The organism is Streptomyces sp. NBC_00083 (genome assembly GCF_026343295.1).
Lineage (GTDB): Bacteria > Actinomycetota > Actinomycetes > Streptomycetales > Streptomycetaceae > Streptomyces.
Window position 1 is genome coordinate 3,119,702 of the sequence record NZ_JAPELY010000001.1, and the last position, 21,951, is coordinate 3,141,652.

20 protein-coding genes and 1 pseudogene are annotated in these 21,951 nt (G+C 72.0%); 8 read left to right on the forward strand and 13 right to left on the reverse strand.

The features are described 5' to 3' along the window. Window positions 1-244: 244 nt before the first annotated feature. The 3 genes and pseudogenes from OOJ98_RS13900 to OOJ98_RS13910 all read right to left on the reverse strand — a co-directional run. Window positions 245-352, reverse strand: a pseudogene (locus OOJ98_RS13900) (cysteine hydrolase); the annotation flags it as partial. Window positions 353-387: 35 nt separating this feature from the next. Further along, entirely contained in the window at window positions 388-1,557 is a 1,170-nt protein-coding gene (locus OOJ98_RS13905; RefSeq protein WP_267054973.1) for a hypothetical protein, read from the reverse strand. Between the two features lie 4 nt (window positions 1,558-1,561). Further along, window positions 1,562-1,831, reverse strand: coding sequence for a hypothetical protein (locus OOJ98_RS13910; protein ID WP_267054974.1), 270 nt, complete (start codon window positions 1,829-1,831; stop codon window positions 1,562-1,564). 291 nt (window positions 1,832-2,122) lie between these two features. Here OOJ98_RS13910 and OOJ98_RS13915 point away from each other — a divergent pair, with 291 nt between their 5' ends. Continuing rightward, on the forward strand, window positions 2,123-3,139 hold the full coding sequence (locus OOJ98_RS13915; protein WP_267054975.1) for a LuxR C-terminal-related transcriptional regulator: 1,017 nt from the start codon (window positions 2,123-2,125) through the stop codon (window positions 3,137-3,139). Here the strand turns inward: OOJ98_RS13915 and OOJ98_RS13920 are convergent. The 4 genes from OOJ98_RS13920 to OOJ98_RS13935 all read right to left on the reverse strand — a co-directional run bounded on the left by OOJ98_RS13920 (window position 3,074) and on the right by OOJ98_RS13935 (window position 7,746). Further along, on the reverse strand, window positions 3,074-4,120 hold the full coding sequence (locus OOJ98_RS13920) for a DMT family transporter (protein WP_267054976.1): 1,047 nt from the start codon (window positions 4,118-4,120) through the stop codon (window positions 3,074-3,076). The genes OOJ98_RS13915 and OOJ98_RS13920 overlap by 66 nt on opposite strands. A gap of 33 nt (window positions 4,121-4,153) precedes the next feature. Next, the gene (locus OOJ98_RS13925; RefSeq protein WP_267054977.1) at window positions 4,154-4,882 is read right to left on the reverse strand and encodes a 2OG-Fe dioxygenase family protein; all 729 of its coding nucleotides are present in this window, start codon (window positions 4,880-4,882) and stop codon (window positions 4,154-4,156) included. A 100-nt stretch (window positions 4,883-4,982) separates the two neighbouring features. Then, complete coding sequence (locus OOJ98_RS13930) at window positions 4,983-6,218, reverse strand: argininosuccinate synthase-related protein (protein ID WP_267054978.1); 1,236 nt, start codon at window positions 6,216-6,218, stop codon at window positions 4,983-4,985. Window positions 6,219-6,489: 271 nt separating this feature from the next. After that, window positions 6,490-7,746 (reverse strand): phosphatase PAP2 family protein, encoded by a 1,257-nt coding sequence (locus tag OOJ98_RS13935; RefSeq protein ID WP_267055637.1) that lies wholly within the window; start codon window positions 7,744-7,746, stop codon window positions 6,490-6,492. A 505-nt stretch (window positions 7,747-8,251) separates the two neighbouring features. Here OOJ98_RS13935 and OOJ98_RS13940 point away from each other — a divergent pair. Next, a complete protein-coding gene (locus tag OOJ98_RS13940) occupies window positions 8,252-8,695 on the forward strand; it encodes a MarR family winged helix-turn-helix transcriptional regulator (protein ID WP_267054979.1) in 444 nt (147 codons plus the stop codon). Between the two features lie 4 nt (window positions 8,696-8,699). Here OOJ98_RS13940 and OOJ98_RS13945 read toward each other — a convergent pair whose 3' ends face one another. Next, window positions 8,700-9,641: a LysR family transcriptional regulator ArgP gene (locus OOJ98_RS13945; protein WP_267054980.1), complete on the reverse strand. Its 942-nt coding sequence runs from the start codon at window positions 9,639-9,641 to the stop codon at window positions 8,700-8,702. A gap of 70 nt (window positions 9,642-9,711) precedes the next feature. On the opposite strand from OOJ98_RS13945, the gene OOJ98_RS13950 reads away from it, so the two are divergent. Then, window positions 9,712-10,347, forward strand: coding sequence for a LysE/ArgO family amino acid transporter (locus tag OOJ98_RS13950; RefSeq protein ID WP_267054981.1), 636 nt, complete (start codon window positions 9,712-9,714; stop codon window positions 10,345-10,347). 40 nt (window positions 10,348-10,387) lie between these two features. Here the strand turns inward: OOJ98_RS13950 and OOJ98_RS13955 are convergent, their stop codons facing one another. The 3 genes from OOJ98_RS13955 to OOJ98_RS13965 all read right to left on the reverse strand — a co-directional run bounded on the left by OOJ98_RS13955 (window position 10,388) and on the right by OOJ98_RS13965 (window position 13,627). Next, a complete protein-coding gene (locus OOJ98_RS13955) occupies window positions 10,388-11,035 on the reverse strand; it encodes a TetR/AcrR family transcriptional regulator (RefSeq protein WP_267054982.1) in 648 nt (215 codons plus the stop codon). Between the two features lie 290 nt (window positions 11,036-11,325). Continuing rightward, window positions 11,326-12,231 carry a 5'/3'-nucleotidase SurE gene (surE, locus tag OOJ98_RS13960; protein ID WP_267054983.1) on the reverse strand — a complete coding sequence of 302 codons (906 nt, stop codon included), beginning with the start codon at window positions 12,229-12,231 and terminating at the stop codon, window positions 11,326-11,328. Window positions 12,232-12,319: 88 nt separating this feature from the next. Next, entirely contained in the window at window positions 12,320-13,627 is a 1,308-nt protein-coding gene (locus OOJ98_RS13965; protein ID WP_267054984.1) for an MFS transporter, read from the reverse strand. Between the two features lie 1,295 nt (window positions 13,628-14,922). Here OOJ98_RS13965 and OOJ98_RS13970 point away from each other — a divergent pair. From OOJ98_RS13970 to OOJ98_RS13985, 4 genes are all read left to right on the forward strand, one after another. Continuing rightward, window positions 14,923-15,531, forward strand: coding sequence for a phosphatase PAP2 family protein (locus OOJ98_RS13970; protein ID WP_267054985.1), 609 nt, complete (start codon window positions 14,923-14,925; stop codon window positions 15,529-15,531). A 150-nt stretch (window positions 15,532-15,681) separates the two neighbouring features. Next, a complete protein-coding gene (locus tag OOJ98_RS13975) occupies window positions 15,682-17,265 on the forward strand; it encodes a carboxylesterase/lipase family protein (protein WP_267054986.1) in 1,584 nt (527 codons plus the stop codon). Window positions 17,266-17,566: 301 nt separating this feature from the next. Next, window positions 17,567-18,085, forward strand: a complete 519-nt coding sequence (locus OOJ98_RS13980; protein WP_267054987.1) for an HAD domain-containing protein — start codon at window positions 17,567-17,569, stop codon at window positions 18,083-18,085. A 149-nt stretch (window positions 18,086-18,234) separates the two neighbouring features. After that, window positions 18,235-19,254, forward strand: a complete 1,020-nt coding sequence (locus OOJ98_RS13985) for a LacI family DNA-binding transcriptional regulator (RefSeq protein ID WP_267054988.1) — start codon at window positions 18,235-18,237, stop codon at window positions 19,252-19,254. Window positions 19,255-19,282: 28 nt separating this feature from the next. On the opposite strand, the gene OOJ98_RS13990 is transcribed toward OOJ98_RS13985, so the two are convergent. Further along, on the reverse strand, window positions 19,283-19,969 hold the full coding sequence (locus OOJ98_RS13990) for a phosphatase PAP2 family protein (protein WP_267054989.1): 687 nt from the start codon (window positions 19,967-19,969) through the stop codon (window positions 19,283-19,285). A gap of 198 nt (window positions 19,970-20,167) precedes the next feature. Then, complete coding sequence (locus OOJ98_RS13995) at window positions 20,168-21,103, reverse strand: alpha/beta hydrolase (protein WP_267054990.1); 936 nt, start codon at window positions 21,101-21,103, stop codon at window positions 20,168-20,170. Between the two features lie 273 nt (window positions 21,104-21,376). Here OOJ98_RS13995 and OOJ98_RS14000 point away from each other — a divergent pair, with 273 nt between their 5' ends. Next, window positions 21,377-21,841, forward strand: coding sequence for an ATP-binding protein (locus OOJ98_RS14000; protein ID WP_267054991.1), 465 nt, complete (start codon window positions 21,377-21,379; stop codon window positions 21,839-21,841). Window positions 21,842-21,951: the final 110 nt, after the last annotated feature.

Consider the following 21,951-nt stretch of genomic DNA (forward strand, 5'->3'; position numbering starts at 1 on the left):
AATGAACGCCACATGCCGTGCGATGGGTGTGGTCGGCAGGTCGGCGCCGACCACGGCGCTCACCGGGGAGTCAGCTGGCCTGATCCGTTCGGACGCGGGCCGGCGGCGCTGGGGGAGCTGCGCACATGTGCGGCACCGTCGAGCCCGAGTGCTCCATGGTTGCGTGCCGCTCCATCGGTGAAGATGGCCGGAGTTGGGCCTCACGCACCAGGTCACAGGTGAGCGGGAGGTGGGTGTCCGTGGTGCGCCGCATCATCCGCAGGTCCGCGTCGGCCAGTGCCGCATGGATGTGGGCGGTCGCGTCGCGGGGCACGGCGACCCGGAGGTGCCTGATGCGGGCGCCGAGCGCCGTCGGCCACGGGACGGCGTCCGAGCACGCGGCGGTGCTCAGACGCCGCTCCGCGCGGGGCACACGCTGCCGAGCCGTGACACCCGCCAGCCGTCCCCCAGCACACCCCCTGCGACGGTGAGCAGAGTTCCCGACCGATCGCGTACCGCGTGGGACAGGGCCGTCCCGCGCAGGGCCGGATCGGCAGTGAGGGCCTCGGCGAGGGCCGTCACCGCGGTCCGCGCACGGCGCACGGCACACATCTGCGGGTGTACGGCCCAGACCTGGTGCCCGGTGGCGGCACCGGCCAGCGCGGCGAACGACGCCAGGCCGCAGTCCAGCGGAACGAGCACGGGCCCGGCGCCCCCGAGGAACTCGGCGAGACGACGCGGCGGCACGAGCACGGCCGGTCCGGAGCCGCGGGCGTCCGACCCGAAGCCGGGATCGGTCGGTCCCGCGCCGGGGATGTCCGGCCCCGTGACCGGAAGCGTCGACCCCGCGTCGGGGGTCCGCCCCGCGCGGGGGGCGGGCGACTCCGTGCGGGATGCGACCGCCTCGGCTCGACCCCCGTTCGCCCCGGCCGGGCCCGCGCTCCCCCTGGCCAGTGCCGCCTCCGAGACGGACGCCTCCGAGACGGACGCCTCCGAGGCGGAAGCGCCCGAAGTGGCGGGCCCCGGACCGGCGGATCCCCGTGCCAGTAGGGGCGGTTCCGCTGCGGGAAGGGCGGGGAGTGCCATGGGTGCGGGCTCCGCTCCAGCGGCGGCCGGCTTCGCTCCCGGGCTTCGTGTGCGGCCCGGTCGGGAGGCGGTTCTTTCGACGTAGCGCGCCAGCGCCGCCCACTCCGGGCCCCCGTCGCCGGCCACCGTGAGTCCCGCCGCGCCCAGTGCCGCAGCGGCCTCCATGGCCGTGCGGACCAGTGCCTCTTCGTCGGGCGCCCAGCTCAGCGCGGGCGGGGCCGCCGGAACGAAGGGCAGCAGACAGGGCAGACCCGCCGCCGCGTAAACGGGCAGCGCCTCGCGGGTGCGCGCCGGGTCGCTGTGTCCGACCACCGCCACATGGCCGTCGCCCGCGATGGCCTCCGCCACACCCAGTGTCTCGTCGTGCACGTGCCATTCGGCTGCGTCCGGCCACGTGGCCCGCACCCGGTCCACCTCGCCGAGCAGAACCGTTCCCCAGACCGTGCGCGGCCCGGTCAGCGGGGCGACGACGGCGATGCTCGGACGCTGCACCGGTTCAGCCCCAGATGAAGGAGTCGCTGCTGTTCACGGGCGCGGCCGCCCGCACAGCCGCGGAGGCGGACCCGGCGTCGGCCGTCCCGCCGAGGACGAGCACGGCGGCGCAGGCCGCGACGGACGCGGCGGCGGCAACCCGGATGATCCGCGTGCGGCGCGCGGGCGCCGCGGCAGTCGGCACGACGGATGCGACGGCGGCCGGAGCGGCCGTCGTGGACGAGGCGGTGGCCGCGGTGGAAGCGATGGGTGTCGAGGCGACGAAGGCAGACATTCGGGTTCCCCCTGGAAGCGATCGGTCGGTGTGTGATCAGCATCTCCCGGAGGCCCATCAGCCGCTATGCGCAAGGGAGTTCCGGGACCGGACATGGCCAGAGGCGGACGTACCACCCGCACATCCCGTCCGTATTCCGGACGGTGCTGTCCCACGGAGCAGAATCATTTTTAAGATCACCGAAGGAGGAGCTCCCCTGGGGAGCAGCCGACGGAATGGGGGCGGACAGGAGTGGACGGACGGCCTGACACACGCACGGACACGCGCGCGGAGACGCGCAGGGGGACGCCCGTGGACGCCCGCGCGAGAGCGCAGGATCTCTATCGGATCGCCCTCGACGACGCCGCGTGGAAGCCGGAAGCCCTCACCGAGGACCGGGGATGGAGCGGTACGGAGTTCGCCGAGGCGCTCCAACTCCTGGGCAGGCTCGGCCTGTTCGTGCCGTCGCCCGACACCCGCAACGGCTGGACGGCACTGGCCCCCGACACCGCGCTGCGCAACCTCCTCCTCGAAGAGGAGAAGCACACCGGCGCGCTGCTCGGCGCCGTACAGCAGACGCGGTCCGCGCTCGCACAGGTCGTCGCCGACTTCCAGCCCGTACACGCCCGCGAGCTGTCCTCCGTCCAGATGGAGGTGGTGACGGGCGCCGCCAACGTGTCGGCCGCCCTGGAGGACGCCTCGCAGCGCGTGGAGAACGAGGTCCTGTCCCTCCACCCCGGCCGCGCCCTGCCCGCCGAAATGGTCGAGGCGGGCCTCGAAAGGGACCGCCTCGCGCTCGACCGCGGCGTACGCATCCGCACGATCCACCTGGGTTCGGCCGCCGCGGTTCCGCACATGGCGGCCTATCTGCGCCGGCTGGGCGGGGCCGGCGCCCAGGTCCGCACCGCGCACACGCTGCCGCTGCGGCTCATCGTGGTGGACCGCTCCCTGGCGATCGTGCCGGCCCCGCAGCTCGCGGACGGAGGGATCGCCGCGGTGGTCCTGCGCAGCGAGACGCTGGTCGATGTGTTCCGCGGGATCTTCGAGCACTGCTGGGCGGGGGCGAGCGTGCTGCCGGAGACGGCGGGCGGCGGCGATCTCGGCGACGGCGCGGACGAGGACGGCGCCGAGTGGCGGCCCACCGGACGCCACCGCGAACTGGTCCGGATGCTCGCCGGGGGACTGACGGACGAGGCGATGGCCCGCAAGCTCGGGATCTCCGAGCGCACGGTCCGTCGCCTCGTCTCCGAGCTGACCGAACGGCTAGGCGCGGACAGCCGTTTCCAGGCCGGCGTCAGCGCCGTCCGCCTCGGATGGCTGGACGACTGACGCGTCCGGCGGGGATGCCTGCGCGGCGTCCCCCGACCGCCCCCCAGGCGCCATCACCTCATCGGTGTCCGGCGTCTCGCGTTCCCGTGGTGCCGCCGTCCGCCCCCATGCGGTGCCCGCGAGGACGAGCAGCGCGCCCAGGAACCCCAGCCATCCCGGCCGGTCGCCGGCGAGAGCGATGCCCACGACCGCGGCCCACACGGGCTCCGTGCCGAGCAGCAGACTGACCCGCGAGGGAGACGTGCGGCGCACGGCCCACATCTGCACGAAGAAGGCGAACAGGGTGCAGAACGCCGACAGGTACAGCAGCCCCAGCCACTCGCCGGCGCCGAAGTCCGCGGCGGCCGCCCACGGGGTGCCGCCGGTCCCCGGCGCCGCCGAGAGCACTGCGAACACCCCGACGGCGCTGCCGAGTTGGACCGTCGTCAACGACAGGGCGTCCGCGCCCCGCACCGATCGCAGCCGGGACATCGCCAGGACGTGGACGGTACGGGCGACGGCCGCGCCCAGCATCAGGAGATCACCGAGCGACGGGCTGGTGAAGCCGGCGCCCTGCGTCAGGAGCACCACGCCGAGCACGGAGAGCCCGGCGGCCGCGAGGAACGACCGGGACAGCGGTGTACGCCGCAGCCGGCTCTCCGCGACGGGCGTGAAGATCATGGTGAGGCTGATGATGAGCCCGGCGTTGGTCGCCGAGGTCTGCACGACTCCGTACGTCTCCAGGAGGAAGATCCCGGAGAGGATCAGGCCGAGCAGCCCGGCCCCGCCGAGCTGGGGGCGGCTCAGGGCCCGCAGCCTGCGCCATCCGGCGACGACCAGCACCGGAAGGACCACCGCGAAGCGCAGCACGAGGACCGCCAGCACGGTGTGGGTGGTCGTGACGCCCTTGGCGGCGAGATAACTGGAGCCCCACACCACGGCGACCAGCAGGACGGGCAGATCGGTCAACCAGGCCCGGCGGGCCGCGGTGGTGGTGGTCATCGGGGACTCCTCGACAGGGGGAACGGTCGCTGCTCAGAGCGCGGTGTAGGCGATCACCAGGACGTCACGGTGGGCGGCGAGCCCGGCGTCCACGGGCCGCACCGGCGTCACCGAGTGAAGGGTGCGCCGGTCGTCGCCGAGCAGCAGGTCGCCGGGCTCGGAGAGCGTGGTGGTGAGCAGGTGCTCGCCCTCGTCGGTGTAGACGCCGCTCTCGCCGCCGGTGACGTTGGTCCGGCCGATCATGAGCGAGGTGATGAAGGTGACGCCGTCGCGGTGCCGTCCCTCGGGCGCCGGCTGGCCCGTCTGACCCGCGGAGGCGCTGATGCGGTACGGGTGGAGCTTCACGTTCCAGGCGGCGGTGCCGTCCACGGCGGTGAAGACACGGCCGAGTTCGACCAGCACCGAGCGCAGCAGTGCGTCGCCCGCGAAGGCGTCGGTCAGCGGGTCGAAGACGCGCTCCACGCCGCCGTTGAGCGGGTTGATCTCCGACTCCTGGCGGTACGGGGCGTGCGGCAGCAGGGTGAGCGCACCGGCCGCCGGGTCGAGCTCGAACTGGCCGTAGCGGCGGAAGCGGTAGGTGCCACCGTCGGCCATGTGCGTATCGAGGGTCAGCTCGTCCCAGTGCGCGGCGAAGCGCGCCCAGTCGGTCGCGTCGACTCCGACGAGGGAGGACAGCTCGGCCGCGGGCATCAGGTGACCGCCCGCCCCGGTAAGGGCGTTGACGGCGGCGACGGCCACGGGGTGGGCAACGGCAGTGGTCATGGAAGTGCTCCGTAGGCGTAGACAAGAAAGGAAGAAGGGGGTGGCGGGCGGCGGGGCCGCCCAGGACCGGTCCGGGGCGTCGGGCCCTCGCGGGACCGGGTCAGGCCGCCGCGAGGACCGTTTCCGTCGTGCGCGTGAACGGCGCCGACTCGGCGGCGATGGCCTGGTCCTCCCAGGCCTCGCGGTCGCGCAGGTAGAGCGGGCGCCCCGCGGTGATGGAGCGCGTGTCGGCGCCGCCGGTGCGCAGCCGCCAGGTCACGGTGCCGGTGGTGCGGGACGCGCACGCGTCCATGAACGTCTGGACGGCGAGCCGGAGTTCACCGAACCAGCGGCCTTCGAGGGCCTCGCGCGTCCACACCTGCTCCAGGCCCCGCTTCTCGCGGATCAGCTCGGCTTCGAGGCAGGCGCTCTCGACGTGCCGGTAGCTGCTGAGCAGCAGCCAGGCCGCGGGCATCTCGCGGATCTCCAGGACCTTCTCGCCGTGATCGAGGTGTTCGAGACCGGAGTAGCGTCCGAGGCCGTACGCGCCGACGCGCCGGTTGAGGCGGTCGACGAGCTCCGTCAGGGCGAGCCGCTCCCCGTCGAGGGCTACGGGCAGGCCGTGCTCGAAGGTGACCGTCAGCTCATCGGTCTCGCCCGGCGCGGCGGTCGGCCGGCTCCAGGCGTACATCTCCTCGGGCACCTCGTGGTGCTCGGGGTCGTCGAGGATGCCCGACTCGAACTCGCGGCACCACAGGTTCGAGTCGCCGCTGACGATGCGCCCGGCGAGCAGATCGATGCCTGCGGAGCGCAGCTCGACGAGCTTGTCGTCGCGGGTGACGGGGTCCAGGTCGTACGGGCTGCCGAACGCGCCCCGGTACCCGAGGAGCCGCAGGGCGCCGTTGAGCCGGCGCAGGGTGTTCTGCGAGCGGTTGGCGGTGTGCAGGACGGCCTGGGCGCCGAGCGAGTGCGCCAGCTCGACAGCGCTGTGGGCGATGAGCGGGCGGCTGAGCGTGGAGCTCACCGGGTGGATGCCGAGGTAGACGGCCTGGGCGGCGATCGCCGGTGCGACGTACCGGTTGGCGAACTCCTCGCGCCGGTCCAGGATGTGGATCGTGGCGCCGAGCGCCTGGGCGACCTGCCGCTTGTAGGTGCTGGACTCGTCCTCACCGATGTCGACGCTCACGGCGTGTACGTCGCGCACGCCCATCCGACGCAGTCTCAGCAGCAGGTACGAGCTGTCCAGACCGCCGCTGAACAGGGTCACGACGGGGCGGGTGGGATCGAGCTCTTCGAGCTGCGAGAAGGAACGTATGAGCGCGGGACGCATGGCCTCTCCAACCTCTGCACTGTTCACACGTCAGAGAATTCCGCCTCCACGAGCCCCGGACAACGCTTTCCCCCCGGCCACGCCCGGCCATGGCCGGACCCGGAAACGGCAGGGACCGACCGCGCAACGGCGCGCGGAAAGCGGGTGGAAAGCGGGTGGACAGCCTGAGCGCGGACCGGAAACGGCTCGGAGCGGCCCCGAAAGTCGGGACCGCTCCGAGCGGTGAAGGGGGCCGGCCCGCAGGGGCCGTGGAGTGCGGGAGCGCTCCGTCGGGCCGGGGCCCGCGGCGCGCCACGGCTCAGACGAGTTCGGGCTGGGGCTGCGGCTGGGGCCGGCGTACGGGCACCGCGGCGGGTTCCCACTGCTTGACGGTCCTGAGGTAGCGGTGGACCACCGAGGCCACCGCCAGAACCATCAGGGGCCCGTAGATCCACGGGTGGTGGGCCATCTGCAGCGGCAGGTAGCGGTACGCGACCAGGAGCGCGGTGAAGACGCCCGCGCCGTGGGCGACGAGCTGGATGGCCGGGCGGTCCCAGCCGTAGGCGAGGGCGCGCAGGCCCGCTTCGACGGTCAGGGTGAAGACGACGCCCGCGATGATGTCGGTGCCGTAGTGGTAGCCGAAGCCCAGGGTGGCGCCCAGCGTGGCGAGCAGCCAGAGCGCGCCGGCGACCTGCAGCACGCGGGGTCCCTTGCGGGAGTGGATGAAGATCGCGGTGGCCCACGCCGTGTGCAGGCTGGGCATGCAGTTGCGCGGGGTGAACTCGTCGAACGGCATGTGCTGCGGGGCGGTGATCGTGGGCGCGGTGTGCGGCCACAGGTCGGCGACCGCCCAGTGTCCGCCGTCGCCGCCGTAGGCGAAGATCGGCCCCACGACCGGGAAGATCATGTAGATGGCGGGGCCGAGCAGGCCGATCACCAGGAAGGTGCGGACCAGGTGGTGCGCGGGGAACTGGCGTTCCTTCGCCACGTTGCGCAGCTGGTAGAGCGCGACGCAGACCGCGGCCACCGCGAGCTGGATGTAGACGTAGTCGAGAATGTGCGAGCCCACGCTGCCGGTGGCCTCGACGATGCGCCCGGCCAGCCAGGACGGGTTGCCCAAGGCGTGGTCGGCCGTGGCCACGTACTGGTCCAGGACGGTCGGCCGAGTCTTGGAGGTGATGAGGAGCCAGGTGTCACCGGTCTTGCGCCCGGCGACGAGCAGCAGACCGAGCCCCACACCCTTGAGCAGCAGCACACGCTCGGCGCCGGTCCGACGGGTGAGGGCGATCACCACGCAGGCCAGGAGCACCCACAGCGCGCCGTTGCCGAACATCATCTTGGCGTCGACCAGCCACCGGACCAGGAAGAACACCAGATCGATCCCGACCGCGGCGCCGATCGCGATCCAACGCTGCCGCCAGGGGAGCACCACCATCATCAACGCCATCCCGGCGTAGAGCAGCGGACCCGACTTGGGGGCGAAGACCACCTCCCGCGCCTGGTTGGTGATCGGCCCCGGCATGCCGTAGTGGCGGGCGGCGATCTCCAGCATGACGAGGAACGCGAGGGCCACCACACTTGCCGCGGTCCACACGATCACGCGTGGTCGACGCAGGGCGGCGAGCAGCTGTGCGCGGTTGGTTCGGGCGGATATCCGCGAGGCTATAGGTATCAATTGTTTGGCCCATGTGTTTTTGTCGGACGCCGGTGGTGTGGCCGCTCTTCATGCCTGGTGGGGCGGGTGCTCGGTGGAGCGTGGGTGATGCGGACGAGCGGTAAGGGTTCGATCATGCTAACGGAGTCGTACAGGAGGGTTACGCCGGTCGAGTCATCGGCGCCCGGCGGGCCCCCGGGCGACATGGCGGGGACGGGACGGTTCCGTTCGGCTGAACGCAGAGTGAACCGCAGGTCGGAGCGGGGAGGCCGCCCCGTACGAGGCGACGATGGCGCGATCGCGTCTGGCGGGACGACGCCACTCGGAAAACGCGGTGGCGCAGATCGGGAACCAGGGAGACGCAGCTCTCACGCGGCGAGGGGCCCATGCGTCACCTTGCGTGCGCCCCGCACGCTAGTGTGCGGGTGTGGAAAACGACGTGGGACGACAGATCTCCGAAGCCCTCGGCGTGCTGCTCAAGCGCAGCACCCGGATCGAGCTGCACCGCACCTTGACCGCCGGCATGGGGGAAGCGGTGAACGAGCTGACGTACCCGATCCTCAGCGGCCTGGAAAGGACCGGGCCCCGCAGCGCGGCCGACCTCGCCCCCGACGTGGGGCTCGACCGGTCGGGCGTCACCCGCCGCGCCTCCCGGCTCGAAGCGGCCGGGCTCGTGCGGCGCGAACCCGACCCGGCCGACCGGCGCGCCACGCTGCTCGCGTTGACGGACGAGGGCGAGCGCACCGTGGCAGCGCTGCGCAGGCGCCTGTCCGACCACATCGAGGCCGGCCTCGCCTCGTGGCCGCCGGGCGAAGCGGCCGCGTTCGCGCGCTCGCTGCGGCGCTTCGTCACCGAGGGGCCGTTCGGCTAGGACGTCAAGGGGACCGCGGCGCCGTTCGGTCCGGGCCTGAACGAGCCGGATCGTGCAGCGACTCGGCTGCCGCGGCGGCGACGGCCCCGGCCACGAGCGCCAGCGCCGGCACGTCCAGCTTCCACTGCTGCCAGTACAGCGGCACGGTCAGCCGACGGCCCGGCGCGAACTCCATCAGGGCCCCCGAGCGCACCAGCGGAACCGCCTGCGGCTCCGGCAGGAGGCCCCAGCCGAGACCGGCGACCACGGCGTCGCAGTACCCCTCCGACGTGGGTACGGAGTGACGGACACGGCTCGCGCCCGGCCGCTCGGGGGCGAGCGAGCGCACGAAACGGTCCTGCAGTTCGTCACGCCGGTCGAAGACGATCACCGGCGCGTCCGGCAGGCACCGTTCCGGCGGGCCGTCCGAGAGATGCCGCGCCGCGAACTCCGGGCTCGCCACCGGCAGATAGCGGAAGAGGCCCAGCGGGCGCACCAGACAGCCGGCCACCGGTTGTGCCGACGACGTCACCGCCGCCATCACCTGCCCCTCGCGCAACAGCGCCGCGGTGTGCGCCTCGTCCTCGCGGAAGAGCTCGAAGCAGATGGGCGGCGTCTGCGGGACACGGGTCAGCGCCGGCAGGAACCAGGTGGCCAGCGAGTCCGCGTTCACCGCGATCGGCAGCCGCACCGGACCGAAATCATCGGCGATGCCCAGCTCCGCGTACGCATCGCGCTCCAGCGCAGCCAGCCGGCGCGCGAACCGCACCACCACCTGCCCGGACTCCGTCGGCCTGACCGGCTTCGTACGCATCAACAGCACCCGGCCGGTGCGCTGCTCCAGCGCCTTGACCCGCTGGCTGACGGCGGAAGGCGTCACGTGCAGCGCCGCGGCGGCGGCGTCGAAGGTGCCCTCGTCGATTACGGCGAGCAGCGTGCGGACCTGGTCGAGGGGCAGCTCAGTCATCACAGGAGCTAATGGTAGGTAAGAAACTTTAGCTGTACTAATGCCCTGGGTGATCCATAACGTCGAGGGCATGAACAGCGGCATCTTCCCGGCGGCCACAGCCGGATTCACCACGGGCCTGTCCCTCATCGTCGCCATCGGCGCGCAGAACGCGTTCGTTCTGCGCCAAGGGGTGCGCCGCCAGGCCGTCCTCGCGGTGGTCGGCATCTGCGCCGCGTCCGACGCGGTCCTCGTGGCCGTCGGGGTGGGCGGGCTCGGAGCCGTGGTCACCGCGTGGCCCGCGGCGCTGACCGCTGTCGGCCTCGCCGGTGGCGGCTTCCTGATCTGCTACGGCGCCCTGGCCGCCCGCCGCGTGCTGAAACCGGCCGCTGCCGCACAGGGCCTGACGACGCAGGGCGCCTCGACGGGCTCCGTCCGCACCGCGGTGCTCACCTGCCTGGCCATGACCTGGCTCAACCCGCACGTCTACCTGGACACCGTGCTGTTGCTCGGCTCGGCCGCCGCCGACCGGGGCGCCCTGCGCTGGACCTTCGGCCTCGGGGCGATGACGGCCAGCCTGGTGTGGTTCGCCGGCCTCGGTTACGGCGCCCGCCTCCTCAGCGGTGTCCTCGCCCGCCCCGCCGCATGGCGCGTCCTGGACACGCTGGTCGCCGTGACCATGCTCGCGATGGGCGCGATGCTGCTGGCCCGGACCGTCTGGCAGTGAGCCGCCCTCCGTACCAGTGGGGGACGGGCCCACGCCTGCCTCAGGGGCCGGTCAGCGTCCGGGTCTCGGCCCGGTAGAGCTCCACGGGGTCGAAGCCCATGCCCGCGAAATGGCCGGCGAGTTCGAGGGACAGGATGCCGTGAAGGCGCGTCCAGAACGCCAGCGCGCGGCTGAGCGCGGTGGCCGGCGCCTTCGGGTCGCGCGCCCAGGCGCGATGCTCCGCCAGATGGTCGTCGAGCGGCGTCGTGGTGGCAGGCTGCCGCTCGGCCGCGCACGCCGCGAGCAGGACGTCCATGATCTCGGAGGTGGTCCGGACGGTGTCCTCGGGCGCCTCATAGCCGGGTACAGGGGTGCCGTAAATGAGGAAGTAGCGCTGAGGGTCCTGCAGAGCCCAGTGGCGCATGGCGTCCGCGAGGCCGGCTAGATCGGTGCCGGCCACGGCGTGGGCCCGGAACGTGTCGGCGAGGCTGCGGTAGGCATCCCGGATGAGTTCGGTGATCAGGTCGTCGCGGCTCGCGTAGTAGCGGTAGAGCGCCGGCCCGCTCACCCCGATCTGCTTGGCGATCGCGTTGAGGGACAGCGCCGACGCGCCCGCGCTCGCGATCTGCTCCCAGGCGTGCTTCTTGATCTCTTCGCGCACCTGGGCGCGGTACCGCTCCCGGGGAGTCCTTGCTTCCGGCTCGGCCACGACCGCCTCCTCCACGCTGGCGACTGCATATCCAGTCTGTGGTTAGAGGTTATCACTGTCACTTTTGACTCTCACGACATGTCGGTGTGGCAGGAAAGATCCCCTCGGCCCAGCTCCGGAGCCGTCCGGTCTCCCGGCCCGTCAGTCCGGCAGCCGCGCCCCGCGAGTCGGCCCGGACTCGACGGGGAGCGGTGTGCGGTGCCGCACGGCAGACGGAACCGGATCGGCACCCAGATGTCGTGGGCGCGGGCCGCGGCGCAGCGGGTGCACGTACGGCGGGCGACGCCTGACTAGGGGCGGAGCCCCGCGAGCAGCGCGCCCGCCCTGGCGACGCCGCTCGGCCCGGCGTTCCAGTCGGCGCTCATGGGGCTGATGGCGACCTTGCCGGAGTTCACGGCTTCCACGTCGCCGCCCTTGGCCGGGGGCTGCGGCGCGAACTTCGCGCCGATCTTCCACGTGCCGTCACCCGCGTCCGTGAACTCCGGGACGAGAGGTACCTGGGGGTCCTGGAACGTCAGGGCGGCGCCCTTGGCGATGCCCTTCCCGTCCGCGCCGATGACCGGATAGTTGATGTTGAGCCCCACGCCGCGGGGCAGCAGGGGCCCCGACTCGGCTCGGTCCTGGAGGCGATGGATGAGCTTGGCCAGGAAGTCGACGGTGGGCTTCATGGCGTTGACCGTGGCCACCGGGTCGGGCGCGGCGAGTCCGCCCGTGCTGACGGCGATCGCCGGCACACCGGATTCGAGTCCGGCTATGGCGCCGCCCACGGTCCCGGAGTGGGTGGCCAGACCGGCCACGTTCGGGCCGAAGTTGGTGCCGGAGACCACCAGGTCCGGCGCGCGGCCCCGGAAGACCTCGGCGAGCCCGAAGGCGACCGAGTCGCCCGGGGTGCCGTCCACCGCCCATACCTTCGCCGCAGGATGCTTCACCGTGAGGCTGGTCCCGCTGAGCATCTTCGTCCCGGCGCCGCTCTGATTGGTCAAGGGCGCGACGATCGTCACGTCGTAGCCGGCCGAGGTGAGGCGCGCGAAAGCCGCCTGGATGCCGGGCGCGTCATAGCCGTCGTCATCGGTGAGCAGGATGCGCAGGGGAGCGTGGTGCGCGGGCCGGGGCGACGCCGCCGCCGGGACCGCCGCGGCGACAGCCGGCGTGCACAACAACAGTGCGGCCAGCGGCAGAGCGCGCTTGCGTCTCACAATGTCTCCTCGATGTAAGGGAGTTGATGGGACCGGCGGCCGCCCGACCCTCGACAGGCGACCGCCGGAGCTGTGGGTGTGCGTCGGGTCAGCGGACGCTGCGGATCGGGAGGATCGCGAGTGCCCCGATGAGGGACAGCGCGCCGCCGATCAGGAACAGCGCGCTGTAACCGCCGAACGCGGTGACGATCGCGGAGGCGACGAAGGGGGCGACGATCTGGGGCCCGGCGTTGGCGATGTTGAGGACGCCCATGTCGCGGGCGGCGTCCTCGGCGCTCGGCAGGACCAGCGTCACCACGGCGGTGTCCACCGCCATGAAGCACCCGAAGGCGAGCCCGTTGAGCGCGCTGAACACGATCATGCCGGTCCACGTCGGGCTGAGGACGGGAATGACCGTGACGAGCCCCGCCAGCGCCGCCGACGCCCCGACGAACACCTTGCGCCGGTTCCAGCGGTCGGACAGCAGCCCGCCGACCACGGTCGAGATCGCCATGCACGCCATCGACACCGGCGTGAGGATCGCCATCGCGGCCGCCGGCTCCAGACCGGAGGGAAGTGCGATGTGGTCCTGGAGGATGTACAGCTGATAGCCGATGACGGAGAAGTAGCCCAGCACCATGAGGGCCCGGCCGATGAAGGCCCACCGGAAGTCGTGGTGGGAGAGGGCCGACAGAAGCGCCGCGAGCCCCTGGCGCCGCGCCGCGGCCGGCGCGGGAGCCGGCGTCTCGCGCGGCACGTCGCGGAACGAACTGGCCAGCAGCACGGCGGCCGCCGCGACCAGCGCGCCGAAGACGAGATAGCCCGCGGTGATGCGGTCGGACAACTGGGAGGCGACGAGCACGCCGACGCTGCCTCCGATCGGCAGCGCCAGCCCCACCAGCGCTGAGGCCGTGCCGCGCCGGGCGACGGGGATCCGGTCGGGGACGATCGCCGTGACCGCCGCTTGGTAGACGTTCATGGTGGCCTGCACCAGACACCAGCCGATGCCCACCATCAGCGCGGTCCGTACGTTGCCGAGGAAGGCGAGCCCGGCCAGCGAGGCGAACGCGCCGCCCAGGATCCACGGATTGCGCCGGCCGCTGCGGTCGGAGAGCGCGCCGGCGATCGGGTTGAACGCCGTCGCGAAGACCGCGCTCACCCCGCCCACGAGCCCGAGCACGGCGACCTTGTGCGCCGGGTCGATGTCCGCGATCTGCAGGGGCAGGAGTACGGACCCCACGCCCATGTAGACGGCCAGCATGGAGGCATTGGCGACCAGGAGCAGCAGCATGAGCCCGCGCTGCCAGGACCCGACCGGGACGGCATCGGTAGTGGCAGCACCGTCCGAGTCGACAGGGTCGACAGGGGTGGGGGTGTCGCCGGGGCTGTGGGGCTCGGTGAGTTCGTTCGTGGTCATGACGGCCGCCGATGGGTGTGTGCCGTATTACGGCTGTCGAAGACGGACATGTCGACTCCTCGGGGACGGAGCAGAGGGGAAGGAGGAGGGGGAGAGGAGGGGAGAGGGGGAGGGGCCACGGCAGCGAGAGTCGCTCGGGCAGGGAAGAATTTCAGCCAGATGGTTACACGTGTTAGCGGTGTATGGGCATTGTGTAGCACCCCGTGGGGGAGTGGCGCTAGGGGTGGTGAACGGGAAAGGGTGGGAGGGGACTGGGGGGTTGATCGCCTCGGAGGGGGTGTGGCCTGCGCGTATGGATGGGGAGCGGGCGTATGGCGTGGCCGAAAAATGTATTGCCCTTGTGTCGGTCGCCGCCTAGGCGCCATACTCACCGCCGCCGCGCCCTTACTGCTTGTCGCTCACCCATGTGTCATCGGCGGGGCGGATTATCGCCTGCTGCCTGCTGCCTGCTGCCTGCTGCCTGCTGCCTGCTGCGTGGGCCGTGACGTGCCGCCGCATTGATCATGACGGCGCGCGATCGGTGTCACCGTCTATGCGGATATTGGTGGCGGCCGGTTGGGGGCGGGCTGGGTTCTCCGCAGGGGGAGCCTAGGGGCGTCCCATAAGTGGGCTGCCTCCATGGGGAGTTGCTGCCTTTGAGTTCACCCACGCGTGCAGATCATGCATAGGGTCGACCGTGCCATCCATGCGGTCTGTCCACCTGCGGGGGCCTCGCAGGTGGGTGCTGTCCCGTCCGTGAGCTGCCCGTACGTGGGCCCTGGGGTGGGGGCGCCATGGGGGCGCGCCGTCCGTCGGGCTTGCGCACGCTTGGGTGCGGGCCTGGTGTTGGCGCCGCCCGTATGTGGTGCCCGCGTATGTGGCGCCCACGTAGGTGGTGCCCACGCGCTTGGCGTCCTCGCGTGGGGCGCCGCACGCGTGGTGCCAGGGCATGTGGCGTCCTCACATGTGGGGCTCGTACGTGTGGCGCTCGACTCCTCCGTGTGGCGCCCGCACGTGTGGGGCTCGCACATGTGAGGCGTGGCCTTGGTTCGCCCCGAAGCCCAGCGGTGACCCCGACTCACCCTTCGTGCCGGGCCGCGCCCACCCCACCGAGCTACGCGCCCTCCGCTCCTCTCCTCTCCCCACCCGTTCCCTCTCCCCAACTCCACTCCATTCGCCGCCCCTTGCCCTCGTGACCTGAGAGGTCCGCCATGTTCACCACACCCCCAGTGTTCGCCCCTCCGCCGACCCCCGCGCCGCTCCTTCGTGACCGTCGCCCCGCTCGGCCTCCCCGGGGCGCCGCGATCGCCGGAGGGGTGCTTCTGCTCTCCGCTCTGGCCGTCGGGCTCACGCTCCGGGGTGGATCGTCCCTGTTCGGCGGCCTGGACGCGCCCTGGGTGAGGTGGGCGGAGGATCCGGGCGAAGGGGCGGCCACGGACTTCGCCGATGTCCTCGACCGGCTCGGCGGCCCGATCGGAACGCTCATTCCGCTCGTCCTGGTCGGAGTCCTGTGCGTCTACGGGCGGTGGCGGTCGGGCCTGTTCGCCTTCGTGACCGCCGTCGTCGCGAACGTGGTCGTGGTGCTCCCACTCAAGCAGGTCGTCAACCGTCCGAGACCGCCCCACCCGCTGGTCCTGGTCAACGACGGGTCCTTCCCCTCGGGCCAGGTGTTCACCACGGTGACGCTCGTGATGGTGATCGCGATCGTGGCGTTCCCTCCCCGGGCGAGACGTTGGTGGTGGCCGGTCGGCGCCCTGTATGCCGCCGCCATGATGTGGAGCCGTACATGGCTGCACGCCCAGTGGTTCAGCGACACGGTCGCCGGCGCCATGGCCGGGGCAGGCACCTGCCTCCTCCTGTGGCGCGCCTTCGCCACCCTGCTGGAACGAGAAGCCGTACGAGCGGCGGACGCCCGGCTGTTCTGAGGAGCCGTGTGCGGGAGGAGCGGCGGGCACACCCCCGGCCCGCGACCCCAGTCGAGTATGTTGAATTCTTGACGTTCGGCGAAAATGCGCCATATGGTCGGGGTGCGGGCAGCGCCCTCGTCGCGCAGCCTGGATGAGGAAGGAACGCTCATGGACAACTCACCGGACCGGGCCCCCGTCGTCGACCTGAAGGCAGGTCGTCTGCGGGGCGCCGTCGAAGAGGGCGTCACCGTATTTCGGGCGGTGCCGTACGCCACCCCGCCGGTCGGTCCCCTGAGGTGGCGCCCGGCACAGCCGCACCCGGGATGGAGCGGCGTGCGCGACGCGACCGCCGACGGGCCGAGCGTGCCGCAGATGTACGCGGAGGGCGGCGACCCCGTCCTCGGCGGCCACGGCTCGCCGCCGTTCGACGAAGACTGCCTCACTCTGAACATCTGGACGCCCGCCGTGGACGCCGGGCGCCGGCCGGTGCTCTTCTGGATCCACGGCGGCGGCTTCGTGTCGGGCTCGGGCTCCATGCCGATCTACTCCGGCGAGGAGTTCGCGCGGGACGGCGACATCGTCGTGGTGAGCATCAACTACCGTACGGGCCCGCTCGGTTACCTCTACCTCGGCGACGAGCTCGACGCGGCGGGGAAGGGGCGGGGGGCGGAGGAGGGCGAGGATCGGCCGTGCGCAACGGGGGCCGGGAACTTCTGGCTCACCGACCAACTGGCCGCGCTGCGTTGGGTGCACGACAACATCACGCATTTCGGCGGCGACCCCGACACCATCACCGTCGCCGGCCAGTCCGGTGGGGCGGTGTCCACGGCCGCGCTGGCCGGCCACCCCGAGGCGCGGGGCATGCTCAAGCGGGTCATCCTGCAGAGCCCGCCCTTGGGCCTGGACATTCCGGCGCCGGCCGCCTATCTCGAACGCACTGCCGCCTACCTGCAGTTCGCGGGTGCGGCAGACGTCGACGAGCTCCGCGAACTTCCATGGCCTCGACTCATCGAGGCGGCCGGCGCTCTGTTCGGGCACACGATGCGGTGGGGGTACTGGCCCACACCCTTCCTGCCCGTGCGGGACGGCGTCACCCTGCACGAACACCCCGGCCGCACCCTGCTCGACGATGCGGCCGCCGACATCGACGTCATGATCGGCTGGACGCGCGAAGAGGCGAACTTCGGGTTCGCCCTGGACGCCGGGTACGCCGAGGCGACGCGGGACCAGGTCGTCGCGCGGATCGCCGAAGTCTTCGACACGGATGCCGAGGCGGTGTACGCGGCCTATGCCCGCACCCGTCCCGGCGCCCGCCCCGTCGACGTGCTCATGGATCTGATCACGGACGAACTGTTCCGGGTGCCCTGTCTCGAACTTGCCGAAGCCCGAGCCGCTTCGGGGCGGCCGGTCTGGGCCTACCAGTTCGACCTCCCGGCGCCGGTCCACGACGGCAGGCTCGCGGCCGCGCACTGTCTGGAACTCCCCTTCGTGTTCCACAACTTCGACAAGTGGTCCCATGTGCCGCTCGTCAGGGGGATCGCCCCCGCCGTACGGGACGGACTCGCGGACACCATGCATCAGGCGTGGATCGCCTTCGTCCGCACGGGCAACCCCAACCACGCCGGCGTGCCCGAGTGGGAGCGGTACGGGGCCGAGTCGCGCGCCACGATGAGGTTCGACTCCGTCGTGACCTCGGTGAACGACCTGGCAGGCCACTCACGCACGCTGCACGAAGGCCGGCGGAGACCCTGAGGCGCAGCCGCTGTGCAAGCCGGCCCTCCAGTCTGTTACACGTGTAGGCTCACGGCCCCGTCACGGGGCGGGACCACGAGACTGCCGGGGACGGGAACGGGTGGGCCAGGGGCGGACGTGGCTGCAAATCCGTACGGGATCAGCAAAGAGCCGGCCCCCTCACCCCGCCCTCGTGAGAGCGGAGTCGGTGTTCCACAACCACCTTGATAACCAGGGAAGTTGGCGCGGAGCGGTGTCGGGCTCGGGCAGCGGTGTCCCCGCACGCCGCTGCCGCGGGATCCGGCGGACCTGTCCTCCTGCCGTGACCGGAACCGCTCAGCTCGCACTGCTCTTCCTCGATGTCGATGGGCCAGTCATCCCGTTCGGCGCGGCGTCCCAGCCGTACCCGACCTACGCGGCCGACCCCGAACTGCCGTGCGCCGACGGGAATCCGCTCGTGGCCAGGATCAACCCCGAACACGGGCCCCGGCTGGCGGCGCTGCCGTGCGATCTGGTCTGGGCCACGACCTGGATGGCGGACGCCAACGCATGCGTCGCGCCCCGCCTCGGCCTGCCGCAGCTGCCCATGGTGGAGTGGCCGGAGCCGTCCCGCACCGATGAACAGGACGCGCGGGACGGGCTGCACTGGAAGACGCGCGCCCTGGTCTCATGGGCCGCGGGGCGCGCGTTCGCCTGGGTCGACGACGAAATCACCGACGCCGACCGGTCCTGGGTGGCCGCCCACCATCACGGCCGGGCCCTGCTCCACCGGGTCGATCCCCGCCGTGGCCTGACCGACGGTGACTTCGTGACGCTCGACTCGTGGCTACGACGGCAGTAGCCCGCCTGGTGAAGTCCCGCCGGACGCAGGCCCCCGAGCCCCTGCCCTCCGGCTGCCTGACCGGCGCCGCACTGCGAACCACCTCGCGTAACGCGTGTAACGTGGTGGGTGCCACCGAATGGTCGGCTGCGAGGAGTGAGAAGGACGTCATGGCCGAAGCGAAGCCCCCCACACCAGCCGCCGCACCCGCCATCACCAGCGCGGACGTGGCCCGGCTGGCCGGGGTCTCCCGGGCCACCGTCTCCTTCGTACTCAACAACACGCAAGGGCACCGGGTCAGCGACGGCACCAAGGCCCGGGTGCTGGCAGCCGCCAAGGACCTCGGGTACGTACCGCACGCGGCGGCGCGATCCCTGCGGGCCGGGCGCAGCAACCTGGTTCTCATGCCGGCCTCGGTCTCCGCCATCGGCCGTCTGGTCAGTGACTGGGTGGACGACCTGCACAGCGAACTCGACCGGCACGGGTACACCACGGTGCTCCACGCAGGCCGCTTCCCGGACCCGGTCGCCGCCGCTCGGTCCTGGGCCGAGCTGAGGCCGGTCGCGGTCCTCGCGATGGACGGCGACCGGCTCACCGCGCAGGCCGCGGACGTGCTGCGGCGAGCCGGCATCCGCGGCCTGCTCGCCTTCGCCTCGCAGCCTGCGGAGGGCGTCTACACCGTGCCGTTCGACCACGCCTCCATCGGCGCGGCTGCCGCCGGACACCTCATCGCCCGGGGGCGCAACAGGATCGCCGTGGTGATGCCACAGGAGCGTGGACTCCAGGCGTTCGCAGGGCCCCGGCTGGCCGGTGCCCAAGCCGTCGCCGCCCGGCACATGGCGACCGTGACGCCCGTGGACCTGGCCTACTCCAGCGCGTCCGCCACGGCTCTGGCCAGGCGATGGGCCGCGTTGGACCTGGACGCCGTGTTCGCCTTCAACGACGAGTACGCCGCGCTGCTGATGCACGCGCTGCGGGCCGAGGGCATCTCGGTACCGGACGACGTGGCGGTCGTGGGCTCCGACGACCTGGTCCTCTCGGAACTCCAGCAGCCTCCGCTCACCACGATCCGGCTCGATCTGCCCTCCGCGGCCTGCATCGCGGACACCCTGCACGAACTGATCGAGAAGGGCACCGCGCCGCCGGTACCGGGCATGGAAGCCGTGCTGGTCCACCGTCGGACCTCCTGAGCACCGCCCTCCTCCGCCGGCGGCGCCGTCACCCCTCGCGTGCCAGCCGGTGCCGGAAGACCCACCACAGCATCAGCGCCGTACCCGCACCCGCCGCGGCTCCGGCGACCGTATCGCTGAGCCAGTGCGCGTGCAGCCATGTGCGGCTCCACATCATCGTTGCCGTAAACAGTGTGGCGACCACCCACCACGTACGCCTCCGCGCGGGCGGCACCAGCAGCGCACCCACCATGACCACGAGCATCGCCGCACCCGTGGCATGTCCCGAGGGGAAGGAACCGTGGTCCACCCGGACCAGCGGGTGGGCCGGGCGCGGCCGGTCCACCAGGTACTTGAGGGCCTGCACGACCACGAAACTCGCCGTGATGTAGGTGACGAGCAGATAGCCCACCGATGCCCAACGGCGGCGCACCACCAGGTAGATGAGGAGCGCGAGGGGTACGACCACACCCAGCGGGCCGCCGAACCAGTTCAGCACCGCGGCCACGGCGCCGTAGACGCCGCCGTGCGGGCCGCCCATCCACGACAGCCACCGGTCGTCGAGCCCCTGGAAGAAGGGGTGCCGGGGATCGGTGTCGACACACGCCCCCAGGACGACCGTGACGAGGAGAAGGACGGCCCCCAGTCGCAGAGCCCCGGGCCCTGGTGGGACCGGCGCGGCTCCGCGGCGGTGGCCCGCCGCGGAAGTGACTGAGGAGTCGAGTGTGCGGGACATGTGCGTGGGCCTCTCGAAGCCGGGTGTTCCGGCGACCGGATGGGATGGGGGCCGGCGGATGGGGACCGGCGGAAGGCGCCGGAGGTAGGGGAGGAGCGTGAGGTGGGCGGACGGGTGCAGTGGTGCGGGGGCGCCGGCCGGGCCCCCGCGCCACGGCATGTGTGCGCCCCACACAGCGAGGGTGCCGACGGGGCTCGGTCAGGCGCCCAGGTGCCGGGCGAGGAACGCCACGCCCCTGGCCACGATGGACGGGATGTCGGCCGAGCCGAGGAAGATGTGGTCGGCCCCCTCCACGGGCTCAAGGGTGACCTCGCCGCCGGCCTCCTCGAGCGCCTGGGCGAAGACCTCGCTCTGGCTGTACGGGACCAGCCCGTCCACCGTTCCGTGCACCAGGAGGAACGGCGGGATGTCCGGCCCGTGGGCGTACGTCGTCGGACTCGCGATCCGTGCCAGCTCCGGCCACTCCTCGGGGGTTCCGCCGAGGAGCGTGGCGAACGGATTGGGGAACGACGAGCCCGGCGGTATGGGCATCGGATGCGAGAGGAGCGCCACCAGTTCGTGGACCCCGTACCAGTCCACCACCGCGCTCACCGAGGTGGAACCCGTGGCCACACCGTCGGTGCCTTCGAGGGCGGGGCCGCCGGGGCTGTCCGGACCCACGACCCCGGCGAGCGCGGCGAGATGGCCGCCGGCCGACTCGCCCCAGACCCCGATCCGCTCCGGGTCGATGCCGAACGCGTCGGCGAAGTGCCGTACGTACCGGATGGCGGCCTTCACGTCGTGGAGCTGGGCCGGGAAGGGCGCCTCCATGCTGTGCCGGTAGTCGATGGAGACCAGTGCGAACCCGGCGCCGAGAATCGCCCCGTGCAGGAGCTCGGCCGGGACGGTCGGCGGGGGATAGCGGCGGTCGCCGTCGAGCCAGCCGCCGCCGTGGATCCAGATGACGGTGGGGAGGGGGCCGGCGGCCTGCGGCACATGGACGTCGAGCAGCCGGGGACGGTAGCCCGGGGTCGTGGCGTAGGTGACCCCGTCGAAGTGGCGTACCCCGTCCTCGGACACGGTGGCCGGCACGGGCTGCCCGTAGGGCGGAGGAGGCCAGGTCAGGTCGAGTCCGGCCGGAGGAGATTGCGTCATGGAGGCCCTTTCACGGCGGTTCGCCGCGATGCACGGCGAGCAGAGCGACGCGTCGGCTCGGGAGGGTTCGGGCGGTGACGACGGCGCCTGGAGCGGCGTTCGTAACGTTTGTCCGAAATCCTTGCGTTCCGCGGCGCGAGATGCCTAGCATGTTACACGTGTAACAACAAGTTGGAAGCGGCTTGCTGCCAGGAGTTCTAAGGCAACATGGCTTGTTTGCGCAAGGTCGGTTACACGAGCGATCAGGCTTCTTCCCCCCTTCGGGAGCCCCTCATGCTCACTCATCCCCCCTCGCTCGAGAGCCCCACGCCGCAGCCCTCGGCGCCCCGCTCTCCGTCCGGTCACTCCTGTGCCCACTGGTCGCTCGCGCCGACGGTCGAGCACGTCCCGCTGGTCCGGGCCCGCGTTCGCGCCGCCCTCGACAGGTGGCGCATACCGGCCGAGGTCGCGGACGCGCTGCTGCTGGTCACGAGCGAGCTGACCACCAACGTGGTGCGGCACGCCGCCGGCGTCACCGACCGGCTGCGCGTCACCGTGACCCTCACCGCGGGCTGGCTGCGGCTCGATGTCACCGACGGCGACCCCGTCCTGCCGCAGGCCCGGACCCCGCACCCCGGTGCCGAGAGCGGCCGCGGCGTGGGCATCGTCGAGTTCCTGGTCGCGGACGCGCGCGGCGAGATGTCCGCCCACGCCGACGCGTACGGGAAGACCGTCCGAGTGCGGCTCCCCGTCGCCTAGGAGGTGTCGACGGGGGCCGTTATCAAAATGGCGTGTCGTGCAATATTGACGCTCGACAATTCAGCGACATACTTGCTTCATTCTCCCGCTGCCCCCCGATTGAGGTGCCG

Bases quoted from the DNA above. Each gene is read 5' to 3' on its own strand.
- OOJ98_RS13925 (WP_267054977.1), bottom strand. From the start codon at position 4,882: ATGACCACTGCCGTTGCCCACCCCGTGGCCGTCGCCGCCGTCAACGCC.
- OOJ98_RS13965 (WP_267054984.1), bottom strand. From the start codon at position 13,627: ATGACCACGAACGAACTCACCGAGCCCCACAGCCCCGGCGACACCCCC.
- OOJ98_RS13985 (WP_267054988.1), top strand. From the start codon at position 18,235: ATGGCCGAAGCGAAGCCCCCCACACCAGCCGCCGCACCCGCCATCACC.
- OOJ98_RS13975 (WP_267054986.1), top strand. From the start codon at position 15,682: ATGGACAACTCACCGGACCGGGCCCCCGTCGTCGACCTGAAGGCAGGT.
- OOJ98_RS13945 (WP_267054980.1), bottom strand. From the start codon at position 9,641: ATGACTGAGCTGCCCCTCGACCAGGTCCGCACGCTGCTCGCCGTAATC.
- OOJ98_RS13995 (WP_267054990.1), bottom strand. From the start codon at position 21,103: ATGACGCAATCTCCTCCGGCCGGACTCGACCTGACCTGGCCTCCTCCG.
- OOJ98_RS13950 (WP_267054981.1), top strand. From the start codon at position 9,712: ATGAACAGCGGCATCTTCCCGGCGGCCACAGCCGGATTCACCACGGGC.
- OOJ98_RS13910 (WP_267054974.1), bottom strand. From the start codon at position 1,831: ATGTCTGCCTTCGTCGCCTCGACACCCATCGCTTCCACCGCGGCCACC.
- OOJ98_RS13990 (WP_267054989.1), bottom strand. From the start codon at position 19,969: ATGTCCCGCACACTCGACTCCTCAGTCACTTCCGCGGCGGGCCACCGC.
- OOJ98_RS14000 (WP_267054991.1), top strand. From the start codon at position 21,377: ATGCTCACTCATCCCCCCTCGCTCGAGAGCCCCACGCCGCAGCCCTCG.
- OOJ98_RS13920 (WP_267054976.1), bottom strand. From the start codon at position 4,120: ATGACCACCACCACCGCGGCCCGCCGGGCCTGGTTGACCGATCTGCCC.